Annotated in this window: 13 protein-coding genes and 4 pseudogenes; 11 read left to right on the top strand and 6 right to left on the bottom strand. The window is 61.1% G+C overall.

Features of this window, described 5'->3' with window-relative positions; all coding sequences use genetic code 11:
* Positions 1-130: 130 nt before the first annotated feature.
* Entirely contained in the window at positions 131-1048 is a 918-nt protein-coding gene (gene kdgD / locus LPA36_RS27570; protein ID WP_228883647.1) for a 5-dehydro-4-deoxyglucarate dehydratase, read from the bottom strand.
* Positions 1049-1254: 206 nt separating this feature from the next.
* On the opposite strand from kdgD, the gene garD reads away from it, so the two are divergent.
* The 4 genes from garD (at position 1255) to LPA36_RS27590 (ending at position 5320) form a co-directional block, all read left to right on the top strand.
* Positions 1255-2844: a galactarate dehydratase gene (garD, locus tag LPA36_RS27575; RefSeq protein WP_228883655.1), complete on the top strand. Its 1590-nt coding sequence runs from the start codon at positions 1255-1257 to the stop codon at positions 2842-2844.
* 78 nt (positions 2845-2922) lie between these two features.
* The gene (locus LPA36_RS27580) at positions 2923-4017 is read left to right on the top strand and encodes a lactonase family protein (protein WP_228883657.1); all 1095 of its coding nucleotides are present in this window, start codon (positions 2923-2925) and stop codon (positions 4015-4017) included.
* 255 nt (positions 4018-4272) lie between these two features.
* Complete coding sequence (locus LPA36_RS27585; RefSeq protein WP_228883659.1) at positions 4273-4794, top strand: Tar ligand binding domain-containing protein; 522 nt, start codon at positions 4273-4275, stop codon at positions 4792-4794.
* A 118-nt stretch (positions 4795-4912) separates the two neighbouring features.
* Complete coding sequence (locus LPA36_RS27590; RefSeq protein WP_228883661.1) at positions 4913-5320, top strand: hypothetical protein; 408 nt, start codon at positions 4913-4915, stop codon at positions 5318-5320.
* A 303-nt stretch (positions 5321-5623) separates the two neighbouring features.
* On the opposite strand, the gene LPA36_RS27595 is transcribed toward LPA36_RS27590, so the two are convergent.
* Both LPA36_RS27595 and tssD read right to left on the bottom strand, forming a co-directional pair.
* The gene (locus LPA36_RS27595) at positions 5624-6106 is read right to left on the bottom strand and encodes a DUF2778 domain-containing protein (protein ID WP_228883663.1); all 483 of its coding nucleotides are present in this window, start codon (positions 6104-6106) and stop codon (positions 5624-5626) included.
* Between the two features lie 9 nt (positions 6107-6115).
* A complete protein-coding gene (tssD, locus tag LPA36_RS27600; RefSeq protein WP_228883665.1) occupies positions 6116-6598 on the bottom strand; it encodes a type VI secretion system tube protein TssD in 483 nt (160 codons plus the stop codon).
* Here tssD and LPA36_RS29630 point away from each other — a divergent pair.
* From LPA36_RS29630 to LPA36_RS27610, 3 genes and pseudogenes are all read left to right on the top strand, one after another.
* Positions 6581-7084, top strand: coding sequence for a group II intron maturase-specific domain-containing protein (locus LPA36_RS29630; protein WP_407674346.1), 504 nt, complete (start codon positions 6581-6583; stop codon positions 7082-7084). The genes tssD and LPA36_RS29630 overlap by 18 nt on opposite strands.
* A gap of 79 nt (positions 7085-7163) precedes the next feature.
* Positions 7164-7388, top strand: a pseudogene (locus LPA36_RS27605) (transposase); the annotation flags it as partial.
* 231 nt (positions 7389-7619) lie between these two features.
* Positions 7620-8704, top strand: a pseudogene (locus LPA36_RS27610) (IS630 family transposase).
* A gap of 44 nt (positions 8705-8748) precedes the next feature.
* Here the strand turns inward: LPA36_RS27610 and LPA36_RS29635 are convergent.
* Positions 8749-9402, bottom strand: a pseudogene (locus LPA36_RS29635) (tyrosine-type recombinase/integrase); the annotation flags it as partial.
* Between the two features lie 9 nt (positions 9403-9411).
* Between LPA36_RS29635 and LPA36_RS27615 the strand changes: the two are divergent.
* Positions 9412-9771: pseudogene (locus tag LPA36_RS27615) on the top strand (methyl-accepting chemotaxis protein); the annotation flags it as partial.
* Between the two features lie 66 nt (positions 9772-9837).
* On the opposite strand, the gene LPA36_RS27620 reads toward LPA36_RS27615, so the two are convergent.
* Positions 9838-11130, bottom strand: a complete 1293-nt coding sequence (locus tag LPA36_RS27620; RefSeq protein ID WP_228883666.1) for an aspartate carbamoyltransferase — start codon at positions 11128-11130, stop codon at positions 9838-9840.
* A 424-nt stretch (positions 11131-11554) separates the two neighbouring features.
* Between LPA36_RS27620 and LPA36_RS27625 the strand changes: the two genes are divergently transcribed.
* Genes LPA36_RS27625 through LPA36_RS27635 form a run of 3 tightly spaced genes read left to right on the top strand, consistent with a single transcriptional unit; the run spans position 11555 to position 12805 of the window.
* Positions 11555-11923, top strand: coding sequence for a hypothetical protein (locus tag LPA36_RS27625; RefSeq protein WP_228883668.1), 369 nt, complete (start codon positions 11555-11557; stop codon positions 11921-11923).
* Positions 11920-12309 carry a hypothetical protein gene (locus LPA36_RS27630; RefSeq protein WP_324250989.1) on the top strand — a complete coding sequence of 130 codons (390 nt, stop codon included), beginning with the start codon at positions 11920-11922 and terminating at the stop codon, positions 12307-12309. The genes LPA36_RS27625 and LPA36_RS27630 overlap by 4 nt, the downstream gene beginning before the upstream one ends.
* A gap of 49 nt (positions 12310-12358) precedes the next feature.
* The gene (locus tag LPA36_RS27635) at positions 12359-12805 is read left to right on the top strand and encodes a lytic transglycosylase domain-containing protein (RefSeq protein WP_407674352.1); all 447 of its coding nucleotides are present in this window, start codon (positions 12359-12361) and stop codon (positions 12803-12805) included.
* A 180-nt stretch (positions 12806-12985) separates the two neighbouring features.
* Here the strand turns inward: LPA36_RS27635 and LPA36_RS27640 are convergent, their stop codons facing one another.
* Positions 12986-13738, bottom strand: coding sequence for a hypothetical protein (locus tag LPA36_RS27640; protein ID WP_228883672.1), 753 nt, complete (start codon positions 13736-13738; stop codon positions 12986-12988).
* Positions 13739-13919: the final 181 nt, after the last annotated feature.

Below are 13919 nucleotides of genomic sequence, written 5' to 3' on the forward strand. Positions count from 1 at the left end.
AGTCGGCGTGATCGGCCTCGCGGTGCGCGAAAAGCCGTGTATCTGACAAAAGCGCCCGGCAACGCGTGCGTTCCGGGCGCTCCTGCTGGCGACATGGCGCGCAGTTACGCGCGCCGTGCGGCCGGGGCGCTTACTGCGCGCCGAGCTTCTTGATGAGGACGTCGAGCTGGCTCATTTCGTCTTCGGTCAGGTCGGTCAGCGGTGCGCGCACCGGACCTGCGCTGTGGCCGACCAGCTTCGCGCCAGCCTTCACGATGCTCACTGCGTAGCCTGCGCGGCGATTGCGGATCGCGAGGTACGGCAGGAAGAATTCGTCGATCAGCTTGCCGACGGTTGCGTGGTCGTTCGCCGCGATGGCGCGGTAGAAGTCCATCGCCGTCTTCGGGATGAAGTTGAACACCGCCGACGAGTACACCGGCACGCCCAGCGCCTTGTAGGCCGCGGCATAGACTTCGGCCGTCGGCAGGCCGCCGAGGTACGAGAAGCGGTCGCCGAGGCGGCGGCGGATCGTCACCATGTTTTCGATTTCGCCCACGCCGTCCTTGAAGCCGATCAGGTTCGGGCAACGGTCGGCCAGACGCTCGAGCATGTCGGCGTTCAGCTTCGAGTTCGCGCGGTTGTAGATGATCACACCCATGTCCGGCACGGACTTGCAGACTTCCTCAGCGTGCGCGGCGATGCCTTCCTGGCTTGCTTCCGTCAGGTAGTGGGGCATCAGCAGAATGCCGTTCGCGCCCAGACGCTGCGCTTCCTGTGCGTAGGCGATCGCGACGCGCGTCGGGCCGCCTGCGCCGGCCAGAATCGGTACCTTGCCCTTGCAAACTTCCGTGGCCGTGCGCACGACGTTCGAGTAGTCGTTATGGGTCAGCGAGAAGAATTCACCCGTGCCGCCGGCGACGAAGAGCGCCGATGCGCCATAGGGTGCAAGCCATTCGAGGCGCGCAGCATAGGTATCGGCGCGAAAATCGCCTTGTTCGTTGAAGTCGGTCACGGGGAAGGAAAGAAGGCCTTCCGAAACAATCTGCTTCAGTTCCTGCGGTGTCGTCATGATTAAGTATCCTGGGCTACGAGTTCGGGTACAGAGAGTTCTTATACGTCATCGTACAACAACAAATCGAGCGCCACAACCGGGATTTAGCGTCATAATGGACAGTATAGGGTTAATACGGACCATCCTTTCGGGCTTTCATGTTGTAGGATGACGTATGAATTGTTGGCGTAGCAGGCGCATACGCGCCCATAAGGATTGATGCAATGGAACTGACTCCGCTCTACATCCGCGTTCACCCCAATGACAATGTCGCGATTGTCGTCAACGACGGCGGCCTGGGTGAAGGCGCGGTGTTTCCCGACGGCCTGACGCTGCGCGAACGCGTGCCGCAGGGACACAAGGTGGCGCTTGCCGATCTCGCGGAAGGCGACGAGGTCATCCGCTACAACGTGGTGATCGGCTACGCACTCAAGGCGTTGTCGAAGGGCAGCTGGATCAACGAACACGTAATCCGCATGCCGAGCCCGCCCGGGCTCGAAGATCTGCCGATCGCGACTATCAAGGCGCCGGAGATGCCGCCGCTCGAAGGCTATACGTTCGAGGGCTACCGTAACGCTGACGGCTCGGTCGGCTCGCGCAACATTCTCGCCATTACCACGACGGTGCAGTGCGTCGCCGACGTCGTCCAGCACGCCGTGACGCGCATCAAGGCCGAACTGCTGCCGCGCTATCCGAACGTCGACGACGTCGTCGGGCTGGGTCACACCTACGGTTGCGGCGTGGCGATCGACGCGCCCGATGCGATGGTGCCGATCCGCACCGTGCGCAACATCAGCCTGAATCCCAACTTCGGCGGCGAAGTGATGATGGTGAGCCTCGGCTGCGAAAAGCTGCAGCCGGAACGCCTGATGCCGCCGGGCACGATTCCGATCGCGGCGGCTTCGAACGTCGCGGAAGTGGCCGATATCGGCGACCTCGCTGCGGATTCCAACGGTGACGTGGTCGTGCTTCAGGACGACGCGCACGTCGGCTTCCAGTCGATGATCGACTCGATCATGAAGACGGCCGAAGGCCATCTGAAGCGACTGAACAACCGCCGTCGCGAAACCTGCCCGGCGTCCGACCTCGTGATCGGCGTGCAATGCGGCGGCAGCGACGCATTCTCGGGCCTCACGGCCAACCCGGCAGTGGGCTTCGCGACCGACCTGCTGGTGCGTGCCGGCGCGACGGTGATGTTCTCCGAAGTCACCGAAGTGCGCGACGGCGTCGACCAGCTGACCGCGCGCGCAGCGAACCCGGAAGTGGCCGCGGCGATCATCCGCGAGATGCAGTGGTATGACGATTATCTGAAGCGCGGCGGCGCCGACCGCAGCGCGAACACGACGCCGGGCAACAAGAAGGGCGGCCTGTCGAACATCGTCGAAAAGGCGATGGGTTCGATCATCAAGTCGGGCAACTCGGCGATTTCGGGCGTGCTGTCGCCGGGCGAAAAGGTCCAGCAGAAGGGTCTGATCTACGCGGCCACGCCGGCCAGCGATTTCATCTGCGGCACGCTGCAACTGGCGGCGGGCATCAACCTGCACGTGTTCACGACCGGGCGCGGCACGCCGTACAGCCTCGCTGAAGTGCCGGTCATCAAGGTCGCAACACGCTCGGATCTCGCGCGCCGCTGGCACGACCTGATGGACATCGACGCGGGCACGATCGCAACAGGCAACGCAACCATCGAAGACGTGGGCTGGGAACTGTTCCGCCTGATGCTCGACGTGGCGAGCGGACGCAAGGAAACCTGCGCGGAGAAACTCGGGCTTCACAACGCGTTGACGCTGTTCAACCCGGCGCCGGTGACCTGAGCGTCGTCCAGCGCGCGGCTTGATGTGCCTTAACCACCAACCAGAAAATAACCAGACCAGATGTCCAGCAAGCCATTCATGACCAGAAAAACAATCCTGAGCGCGATCGCAGGCATGCTGATCGGCCTTACCGCTTCAGGCGCGAGCCACGCGGCCACCTATGCGTATGTATCGAACGCCGACAGCCAGGATATTTCGGTGTTCAGCCTGAACCCGTCGACCGGGGCGCTCGACGCGGTGCAGACAGTCGCCGTCGGCGGCACCGCGATGCCGATGGCGCTTTCTCCAGATCATCACCATCTGTATGCCGGATTGCGTTCGAAGCCGTACCGGGTCGTGAGCTTTGCGATCAATCCGCTCGATGGCCATCTGATCCAGCTGGGCACGGCGCCGCTCGCCGAGAGTATGGCGTATCTGTCGACCGACGCGACCGGCCGCTATCTGTTTTCCGCGTCGTACGGCGGCAACCTGCTCGCGGTCAATCCGATCGGCGCCAATGGCGTGGCGGGCGACGTGCAGCAGACCATCCCCACCGGCCCGATGGCGCACGCGATCCGCAATGCGCCGGATAACCGCTATGTGTTCGCGTCGGTGCTCGGTTCGGATACGTGGCTTCGTCTGAAGTTCGACGCGTCGAACGGCCATCTCACGCCGGACGCCGCGCCTGCGTATGCGCTGCCGGAAAAGTCGGGCCCACGCCACTTCGTGTTCTCGGCGGATCATCGCTTTACGTATCTGATCGACGAGCTCGACGGCAAGCTGCATACGCTGGCCTTCGACGCAACCCGCGACACCGTCAAGCCGATCCAGACCATCTCGATCCTGCCGGACAACTTCAAGGGCGACAAACCGTGGGGCGCGGATCTTCATCTGACGCCGGACGGTCGTTTCCTGTACGCATCGGAACGCACGTCGAGCACGCTCGCGACATATCGCGTCAATCAGGCCACCGGCAAGCTCACGCGGATCGGCACGTATCCGACCGAGAAGCAGCCGCGCGGATTCAATATCGATCCGTCGGGCAACTATCTGCTGGCAGTGGGACAACTGTCGACGCAGATGCGCGCATACCGGATCGACCGAAAGACGGGTGCGTTACGCGCGATCGGCGAGTACCCGGTGGGCAAGAATCCGAACTGGGTCGAGATCGTGCAGTTCGACGGCTCGAACTGATTCCGGAAAGCGCATCACGCTGACGCATTCGCGCGCTCTGAATGCGCGCGAATGCGTCGAAAGCGATCGTGAATGGCCCGTGCTTCTGACGCACGGGCCATTTTATTTGACGTCCGAAATATATCGATGTCGCCTGTGCCGCGTATGCGGCCTGGTGTCCATGATTTAAATCGTGACGTGATGCGTTTTCATGCTCAAGTCACAGGGTATACGTGCCTTTAACAGATCATCGTACAACTCCGGGCTGAAAGCAGCATGCGCAACCTGTCGGTTCAAAATAGTCTCCTTGGTGTGTTCCTGATCTTCGCGACGATGATCGTGTTCGGCGGCGTGGTTGGCGTCGTGACGCTGAGTCGCGCGAACGCCAACCTCGATCGCATTCACGGCATTGCGACGCAGGAAATTCTGGTCAACGACGGCTACAAGGATTCCACCCGCACGCGTGCCGCGTTGACGCGCGCGTACTCTGCACTCAGGGAGCGCAACGATCTCGCGACGCGCGATTCGGCGCTGAAAAGCGCGGCGACCGCCTTCAGGCGTGCCGCCGACGAAACAGAATCGTTTCGCAACGCGTCGCAATTCACCGGTCTCGATGAGGACCTGAAGCAGCATCTGGTCGAATCGTCGATGCATCTCGCGTCGATCCTGAAGCAGGCCGGTGACGCGCTGCGTTCGGGCGACACCAACGCCTACGTGCAGATCAACGATCACGACATCACGCTGGCGGGTCAGGCGTATACCGCCGACGTCGAAAAATTTCAGGCACTGGCGGACTAGCTCTCGAACGATGCCGCCGCGCAGGTCGACACCGAATATGCGCGCGTCGTCACGATGGTCATCGTGGGCGTCTGCGCGTATGATTGGCACCCGCTCCGCGACTGTCGATTTTTCAGGCTTGACCATCCCCGAGATTCACGCGCAATGCTCGATGATCATCGACGCGATGCAGCGGCGCTTACCGCCTCCCGAATATTGCGTGATGGTCGGGCGCTTCGCATCGACGGAAGCGATGAAGGCAATAGGCGTCGAAGGTTTCATGATGTGGCTGTCGCCTGCTGCGCCGATCAGCATTCACGCCGCGCTGTCGTCGCTGATCTGGCGGCGCTATGTGTCGAGGAAGTACCGCAACGGCTATTCCCTGCGCGCCATCGCAAAGGCGACAGGCTCAAGCAAGTCCGCGCTCGGACGTGTCGCGCAATGGCTCGATGGCGAGTCATCCGGCCTTGAATTGCGCGCGCTGCGCCGCCTTGAACAATCTTTCGTACCGCATGGTGTCTGCGAAGCCATGCGGATGCAGGCATGAAAGAGCGGCATTGTTACGTGCGTCGCTTTCGGATGGATGCAACTGCGAACCATGCAATTCCCAAGACGAGCGCGACGGTTAGCCACGATGCAATGGTGAGAGCAAAGATGCACAGCATTTCAATGTCATCTTCATCGCGTAGCGCCTCGATGCCGCTCGCGCGAACTGCGTCGCGTATCGCATTCCATAACCATTCTGGAATCCATCGCGACGTGTGAGAGATAAACGCGCCAAGGAACCAGCCGCCGATAAGCGATGCTGCGACATACGCAAGCACGCTTGCTATGCGCTGAAGCCGTCTCTTCATCGAACGTCCACCGTACCGTAGGCGCGCATGTCGCTGCCGGGAACCTGCAAAGTAGGCTTGCGGGAGCGAATGAACCGATTAAGCTGATCGAATTCAAGGTGACTGACCACGGTAATACAACCTTCGCTTAGACGTCGCGGTCCCTCCGGGTGCAAACGGAAATTGCCGCGACGGATGCCATTGACCATTGTCGTATCACCAGTCGTCGGATTCCATAGCGCAAACCATGTCGTCCGGTCGGTTGTCCCGTAGCCATACTCCGACCACAGATTACGCGCCCAACCGAGCATTCCGCCTGATTGCCGGTCAACGATATAGTACGTGCCTGGCGGGAGCGGTCCTACGTCTTGTGCGGCTATCGCTTTCGGGTTATCACGTCCCCACTTCTGACCGGAATAGGCGGTGACTGTACCGAAGCCAGAGCAGTGCAACGCAGACGTGGTTTTGCTGTTCAGTCCAAAGGTGCAGCGTATCGGCATCGCGATCCCTTAGATGTAGTTCCAACCATCTTTGAAAACCATGTTGCCGTCCGCATAGGTCCACGTGACTTCCTCGTACATCAGTTCGACAATTTCAAAGTGATTGCGGTGCGCGCTGGCCGTTTCCTTGATGTTCGGAACACGCGGTGACATGCCGACGACTTTGATGTTCTTCATCGACATCGTGAAGTACGCTTCCTCCCTGCCTGCTTCGTTGGTGCGATAGAACTTTAGTTCGCCAGCCTGAAGCGTCAGACCGCACACAACCGCGCGATATAGCAGAGCGGATGAGCGGTCAATTTCCTTTTCGATAGTTATCGGACGATGGGAACGTGTACCCATTAGCTTCCCGGTGTTTCCGTCCGTGGGTGTATGAATGCCATGCGTGAGGCTCAGAACTTCAATGCTCCCCTCGCGGCCTGCTACCGAGCTTGATCCTCGAATGTCTGCACCGCCTTCGTCTTTCAGCCATAAATGCAAAGGGACCGCCATCGAATCTCCGTTCAAAAAAGGTTCCGGCCATGCCGGGGAATCGTCCTTTTAGCACAATGGAAAACGGGAACAGTGAACAATTGTCAAAGGATTCGCGGTATCTTTGCGGCAGGATTTGCAACCGAATCAGGGTGGGCGGCCTCAACTCTGTTTCCTGCCGGCGGCGAGCAACGATGCGCTGAAACGGATGAGGCAAACGGTACCGAGTGGCAGATACATCGTCGGACTCCAGCCACGCTTGAAGACTTTGCGCAGCAATGCAATCCAGCGATACAAGGGTGGTGGAACTACTATGGGGCGTTCTATCGAACGGCGATGTATGCGATCTTCCAATATGTCGATCGGAAGCTCGAGCGCTGGGCCAGACGGAAGTACAAGACACTGTCGCGACACAAACGACGTAGCGCTGAATGGCTACGCAAGATGGCAGCTGTCTGCCCACGGTTGTTGGTTCACTGGCGGGTCGCTGAGGCAACGGTTGGCTGACGGGAGCCGTATGAGGCGAGAGTCTCACGTACGGTTCTGCGAGAGGCTTGAGGTGCAACCCCTCTGGCCTAATTACCACCCGCACAGTCCATGGCAACGCGGCACTTGTGAAAACACCAACGGACTGCTGCGCCAGTATCTGCCCAAAGGCACGGACCTTTCGCTCTACAGTCAGGACGAACTCGACGCCATTGCCGACAGCCTGAACAGCCGTCCTCGCGCCACTCACGCCTTCCATTCGCCATTCGAGGTCTTTGCCGCGATCCTTGCTTCAGCAAGCCAGTCTCAAGGCTCTAAACATTAAACCCGCTGTTGCGCTTCACCCTTGAAACCGCCCAGCTTTACTTTCATTGATGACTCAGGCAACCGCCATCGTCAATTGCAGAACATTGGCCGGTGCGTGCAGATAATCACACCACGCGCGCAGCAGTTCAGCGCGCCGATCAAAAAGCGTGGTGCGCTCGAGTGGGGTGCGTCATAAATAATGCAAATTAATTGCGATTTGCGAGTCTTCTTTACCTGTTTTGGAGAACTCATGAGAATCGCGGCGAAAGTTTAGCTAACGAAGCACAGCGCGAACAGTTAGAGACATGGGCTAAAGGTCGGAGGGTCCCGGTTCGACTGGCCGAGCGCGCCAGGATGATTTTGCTCGCGGCGCAGGGCAAGACGGATAAAGAGATCGGTACGGACCTTGCGATCTGGCGAGGCACGGTGGCACGCTGGCGCACTCGCTTTATAGCTGACGGTGTGACCGGAATCGAGGGGGATGAGACGCGACCCGGGCGCAAGCCGAAGATCTCTGCGCGCAAGGTCAAGAGCATCGTGACGCTGACGACGCAGCAGCGTCCGGATAACGCGACGCATTGGAGTACGCGCAGCATGGCAGCGGTGGCCGGCGTCAGTGCCGCGAGCGTGCGGCGCATCTGGCAGGCGCACGGCCTCAAGCCGCATCGGGTAGAGAGCTTCAAGGTATCGAACGACAAGCACTTCGTCGAGAAACTCGAGGACATCGTTGGGCTGTATCTCGATCCCCCGGAGCACGCCTTGGTCTTGTGCTGCGATGAGAAGAGCCAGATCCAGGTGCTTGACCGGACCCAGCCGGGATTGCCGCTCAAGCGTGGTCGCTGTCAAACGATGACACACGATTACAAGCGCCATGGTGTGACGACGCTGTTTGCCGCGATGAACACGCTCGACGGGGGTGTCATTGGCCAGTGCCAGACAAAACATCGTCACCAGGAGTGGTTGAGCTTCTTGCGCAAGATCGATCGCAACACGCCCAAGGGCAAGGAACTGCATTTGATCGCTGACAACTATGCAACTCATAAGCATCCCGAGGTAAAGGCGTGGCTCGCCAGGCACCCGCGATTCCACATGCATTTCACGCCCGCCAGTGCCTCCTGGCTCAACATGGTCGAACGCTTCTTTCGTGACTTGTCAGAGAACCAGTTGCGACGTGCGGTCTTCCGCTCGGTACCTGAATTGATCTCCACCATCGAACAGTACGTGGACAAGCACAATCGTGATCCGAAACCGTTCATCTGGACGGCAAAGGCTTCCGACATCCTGGTCAAAGTCACACGTGCCAGGTCCAAGCTGAATAAGATGCAATCCGTTTGACGCCGGGGGCAGACCACTAGCGACCAGTCTTTAAACGTGTTGCGCGTACCGTGCGGCACAGGTGCGCGGCCTTCCGTATCAGAAGGTGCGCCAGTCTCCCGCATGAATTCCTGAAGGCGCTCGGCCGCAATTGGCGCTTTGCCAAGGGTATTCGGAAAAACAAGTTCGTCATTCACGCGCAACGTATATATCCGGCGCAGTAAATCGACGGCTTCTGAAACCAGAGGGGATTTATGCGGCAGGTTGCTTTTCATGCGCTCGGCAGGAATCAGCCACGCGCCGCCATCAAGATCAAGCTCTGACGAGCGCATGCCGCGCGCCTCATTCGGTCGGCAGGCGGTCAGCATCTGCACGTAAAGGCAGGCGCGAATCACCTCGGTCGGCTTGATGTCGCGCAAGTGTTCGCGCACGAACTTGGGTGCGATCTTCCAAGGCAACGCAGGCTGGTGCTTCGCGGTGTTGTCCTGCTTCGCGAGCAGCTTGCGGACACGCTGGGTCGGGTCGTACTCGATGTATTCATGTGCTTCACACCCCCGCATGATCACGCTGGCGCGTTGCAGGACATCCGCCGCCGCGCGCGGGGTTTTTGTCCAGGCACTGCGCAGCGCATCCGCGAAGTCTGAAGCCTTCAGGGTATCAACGCGACGTTCAAGCAGGGGTGCAAGGTGTGTCTCGACCCTCGCAAGCCAGCGCTTCACATTTTTGGTGTCCGAAGCCGCGCGCTGCGCAGCGCGGACGCGGCGAGGGAAATCAAGGCGCTGATCGGCGCGTCGGTGCAGGACGTCGAAACCGGCAACGCGCTGGTGACGCGTGCGGGAGAATCGATGCGGGAGATCGTCGGTGCCGTGCGCAACGTCGCGACCATCATGAGCGAGATCAAGTCAGCGACGATCGAGCAGGGCACAGGCATCGAACAGGTCGGGCAGGCCGTGAGCCAGATGGATCAGGTCACGCAGCAGAACGCCGCGCTCGTCGAAGAGGCGGCGGCCGCGGCGAGCGCGCTGAAAGACCAGGCGCAGTCGATGACGAAGGCAGTCGCTGAATTTCGCCTGAGGGCGGTTGCGTGATCGTGGAGGGCTGAAGTTGCGGCGGGCTGTGACCGGGCGACAGGCCTGTCACAGCCCTTCGACCATTCAGTCGATGCCGTGAAACACGGCATCGTCCGGGCCGAGATACGCGGGCGGACGCCACGCCGCATCGCGCATCGAATGCTGCACGAGTTTTTCGACACCGAGCAGCACCGCGAAAATCGCCATCCGGACGGGAATGCCGTTGTCCGTCTGCCGGAAAATCGCGAGCCGTGAGTCGTGATTCAGGTCGACGCTCAGGTCGTTCGCGCCTGCCCGGCTGTCGCGCGGCAGCGGGTGCATGATCAGCGTGTCGCTGCCACACACGGCGTCCATCAGCGCCTGATTGATCTGGAAGTCCGGCGTGTAGCCCTCGAACGATTCGTCCTTGAAGCGCTCCTTCTGGATGCGCGTCGCGTAGACCACGTCCGCTCCGCGCAGGCCGGCCGTCAGATCGTGCGTCTGCTCGACGACGTGTCCGTTGCGCGAAATCTGCTCGACGATATACGTCGGCATTTCGAGCATCGGCGGCGAGACCAGCGTGAACTTGATACCGCGATACAGCGCAAGCAGCTTCACGAGCGAGTGCACCGTGCGGCCATATTTCAGGTCGCCGACGAGCGCGATGTGCGCGCCATCGACGATCTTGCCCAGCCGCGAGAACTCCCGCTGGATCGTGTACAGATCGAGCAGCGCCTGGCTCGGGTGTTCGCCGGGGCCGTCGCCGCCGTTGATCACCGGGATGTTCGTCGCGCGCGCGAATTCAGCGACCGAACCCTGCTCGGGGTGACGGATCACCAGCGCGTCGACGTAACCGCTCATCACGCGGCTGGTGTCGTAGATCGACTCGCCTTTCGCCATCGACGAAAACGTGAAGCCGGTCGTATCGCACACGGATCCGCCGAGGCGGCAGAACGCGGCGCCGAAGCTCACGCGGGTACGCGTGCTGGCCTCGAAGAACAGGTTGCCGAGCACCGCGCCTTCCAGCACGCGCGAGATTTTCCGGCGGCGCGCGATGGGCTGCATGATGTCGGCCACCCGAAAGAGCGCTTCGACGGAATCGCGCGAGAACTGCTCGACGGACAGCAACTGCGGGCGCCCCTCGAACAGCATCTGGCTGGCCAGCGATTGTGAGTCTACGCTTTGCGTATATATTTCATTCGGTGCGCCGTTGACCACGATCTCCGACACGAAACGCTCGACGATTTCCGGCATCGCGCGCGACTCCTGCGAATCGTCGGGCAGGAGCCACGTATCGAGTGCCCGGCGCGATACGCCGATGCGGTTCGCGAAGCTCTCGCGGGTCATGTTCATGCGACGCATCGCGTCGCGCAGGAAGGCTTGCTGAGGAACGCTCATGCGGATCACCCGTCGGTGGTAAGAAAACGCGTTATATACGCGTTGCGTATATTAGTTCGGCGACGGAAGAAGTCAAGTTATTTTGCGATTGCAGGAAAGCAGAACGAACTGCGCGGCCAGCAGCCGCCCGATGAAATCCAGCGTCATCTTCGGGAAAGAAGGCAAGCCGCAAGACCGGGCACGGTACCGGCACGATGACGGGATCACGTCATTCTTGTGGTGCCCACTTGAAGCCTGCGAACAGGCTCGGCATGCAAGGCGACCTCACCACATTTCTGTCACTTCGACGGTCAATGTTTGCGATCTGGCGCGATTTCTGAGAAAACTCTTTCGATTTCGCAAACGTTTGCCGATTGCGTATCAAGTTCGGCGGCGTGCTGCCGTCAAACCGGATACAGCGTCCAACGACCACCGGGAGCGGCATGTGAAACAGATCGCATTGGGTGCGGTTCTCGTTGCTTTGGCCGGTTGCGCGCAACTGCCCGCCACCACTGCCACGCAAGCAGAGAAGCCACCCGTATCGAATGAAGTGATCAGCTTTGCGATCCCGCCCGACGCGCTCGGCGCGCGTGATCCCCAGCTAACGGCCGTGCTGGTGAAAGCGGGCGCGCTCGCCGCCGCGCAAAAGCAGCCGACGACGATCCTCGTGACCGCCCTCGGCCAGGACTTCCCGTACCTGAACCAGGCGATATGGAGAGGCGTGCCTGCGCAGCACACGGCGAAGCTCAGCCTCGAAAACCTGACGGCCGGCGCGAATCAGTCGTATAGCGTGTCGATCAAGCAGACGCCTTGACGAGCCGCGCAACGACGCCTCAACGCCGCTATAAGGAAGTCAATATCATGTACCGGATTGCCGTTCTCGCAGCGAGCCTGTTGCTGGCTTCGCCGGCGTTTGCCGGTCAGCCGCTCGCCACTGCGATGCTTTCGACGACCGCCTCGCCCAGCACGGCCGCCGCCGCGGACAAGGTCTATCCGCCGCTGCCGACGCTCACAATGCTGCCGCCCTCCAGCGGCGATGACGACGAACCACTCGCGACGAAACCCACCGCGAAGAAGCGCAAGACCCGCGTGCCCGATATACGACCGACGACGCCTGCTGCGCGCCTCGTCGTCTCCGACGCCTCGCGTGCCTACCTGAAGACCATCGACCGCCAGCTCGATCTCGCGTCGGCCAGATAACCGTCGGCGCGTCCCGCCCTCAGCGCGGACCGTCACAACGGAGACATCCATCGTGTTCACTCAACGCTTCATTGCAGCGCTGGCCCTTGCGCTATCCTGCGCCGCCGCACATGCCGACGATTGCTTCGAACAGGCCGCCGTCTATCAGGGCGTCAATCCGTCGATCCTGCGTGCGGTGGCCTGGCACGAGTCGAAAGGCGACCCGTCCGCCATCAACCGCAATGCAAACGGTTCGATCGACGTCGGCCAGTTGCAGATCAACTCAGTTCACTTCGGCGATCTGAAGCGCGAGGGCATCCCGCATCGCGCGCTCACAGATGCCTGCGTGAACATCTATGTCGCTGCGTGGCTGTTGAAGCAGAAAATGGTGAAGTACGGCAATACGTGGCGCGCGATCGGCGCGTATCACTCGGAGTCGCCGAAAGAGCGGGACGCATACGCGCGCAGCATTCAAAAGATTCTGGTGGCGTGGGGCGAATTGCAGGCTGCGCACTAGCGGCTGATTGCCGCCATGCGTTCCTGCTTGCGCGACCTGGTCAGCTGGTGGCCAGGCGCCAGGTTCGTGGCGATCGGCCGCGTGCAGGCACGAGAGCAGTTGACGCAGAAGCACGCGAGTATCGGTTCGCGCAAGCAGTTGCAGCCGAGGGTCTGCCGATCTCCAGCGGGCGCAGAGGGATTATTGGCCCAGAGCGGCCTGGGCCCGTTGCAGCCACTCGCTGTTATGTTCGCGGGCGTGTCGAGGCCAATGCCTGGCATCCTGCACGATCTCAGCGTAAAGCTCGCGCGCACGCTGGCGGTCCGCCTCGTCGGACTGCGCCCCCAGCCAGTCGGCGTACAGGCAACGCGGTGCGGCGTCGCTTGCGCTTGCGAGCGCAAGCTCGAACGCGGCGCGTGTGCCTCGCGCGCCCATTGCGGCCAGGGCCCGTGCGTACAGCAACGCGGGCTCCGGCTGCCGGCGGGTGAGAGGATGGGCGGCGAACAGTTTTTCCAGCGCGTCCTGCGTGGCCGAAGCACTCCCATTGGCAAACTGCGCTCGCGCCAGCCCCTGGAGCAACGCCGGATCGGATGAGAACGGCCCGCTGGCCCCCGCCTCGTAATGCTCCACGGCTTCGGCAGCATTTCCTCCTTCGAGCAGCGCTGCAGCCAGTCGCATGCGATGCGCGACGGTCGGTGCGCGATCGAAATCCGTGCGCGCCTCGCGCACCGCCCGGTTGGGATCGACAAGCTGCGAGATGGCCCTGGTTGCCGTCCTTGCCCCACGCGACTGGCGCAGGGCGGGCAGGTAAATAACAAAGAAGTAGACCGCACTGCCAAGGCCAGGGAAAAGAAACAGGATCAGCAGCCAGTACATGTTCTGCTGGGTGCGAACGGCATGCACCGCAAAGAACAGGGCGATGATGACGTAGAGGCTGATTCCGAAGATGCGCATTGACGGGAAGGTCAGTCGTGGAGCGTTGCAGACGGCATTCGCCCGGCTGGAATCAATATATCGCAGTCGGCCGCGATTGCGGCTTCAGGATGAGCGATCGGTAACGATCACGGCCGCGAAGTCGAACGGCCGATCCTGGCCGCTCAGGGTCCCACACCCCGGCTACGGCGATAGCCTCGGC

Source organism: Paraburkholderia saeva (assembly GCF_907164555.1).
Taxonomy (GTDB): Bacteria; Pseudomonadota; Gammaproteobacteria; order Burkholderiales; family Burkholderiaceae; genus Paraburkholderia; species Paraburkholderia saeva.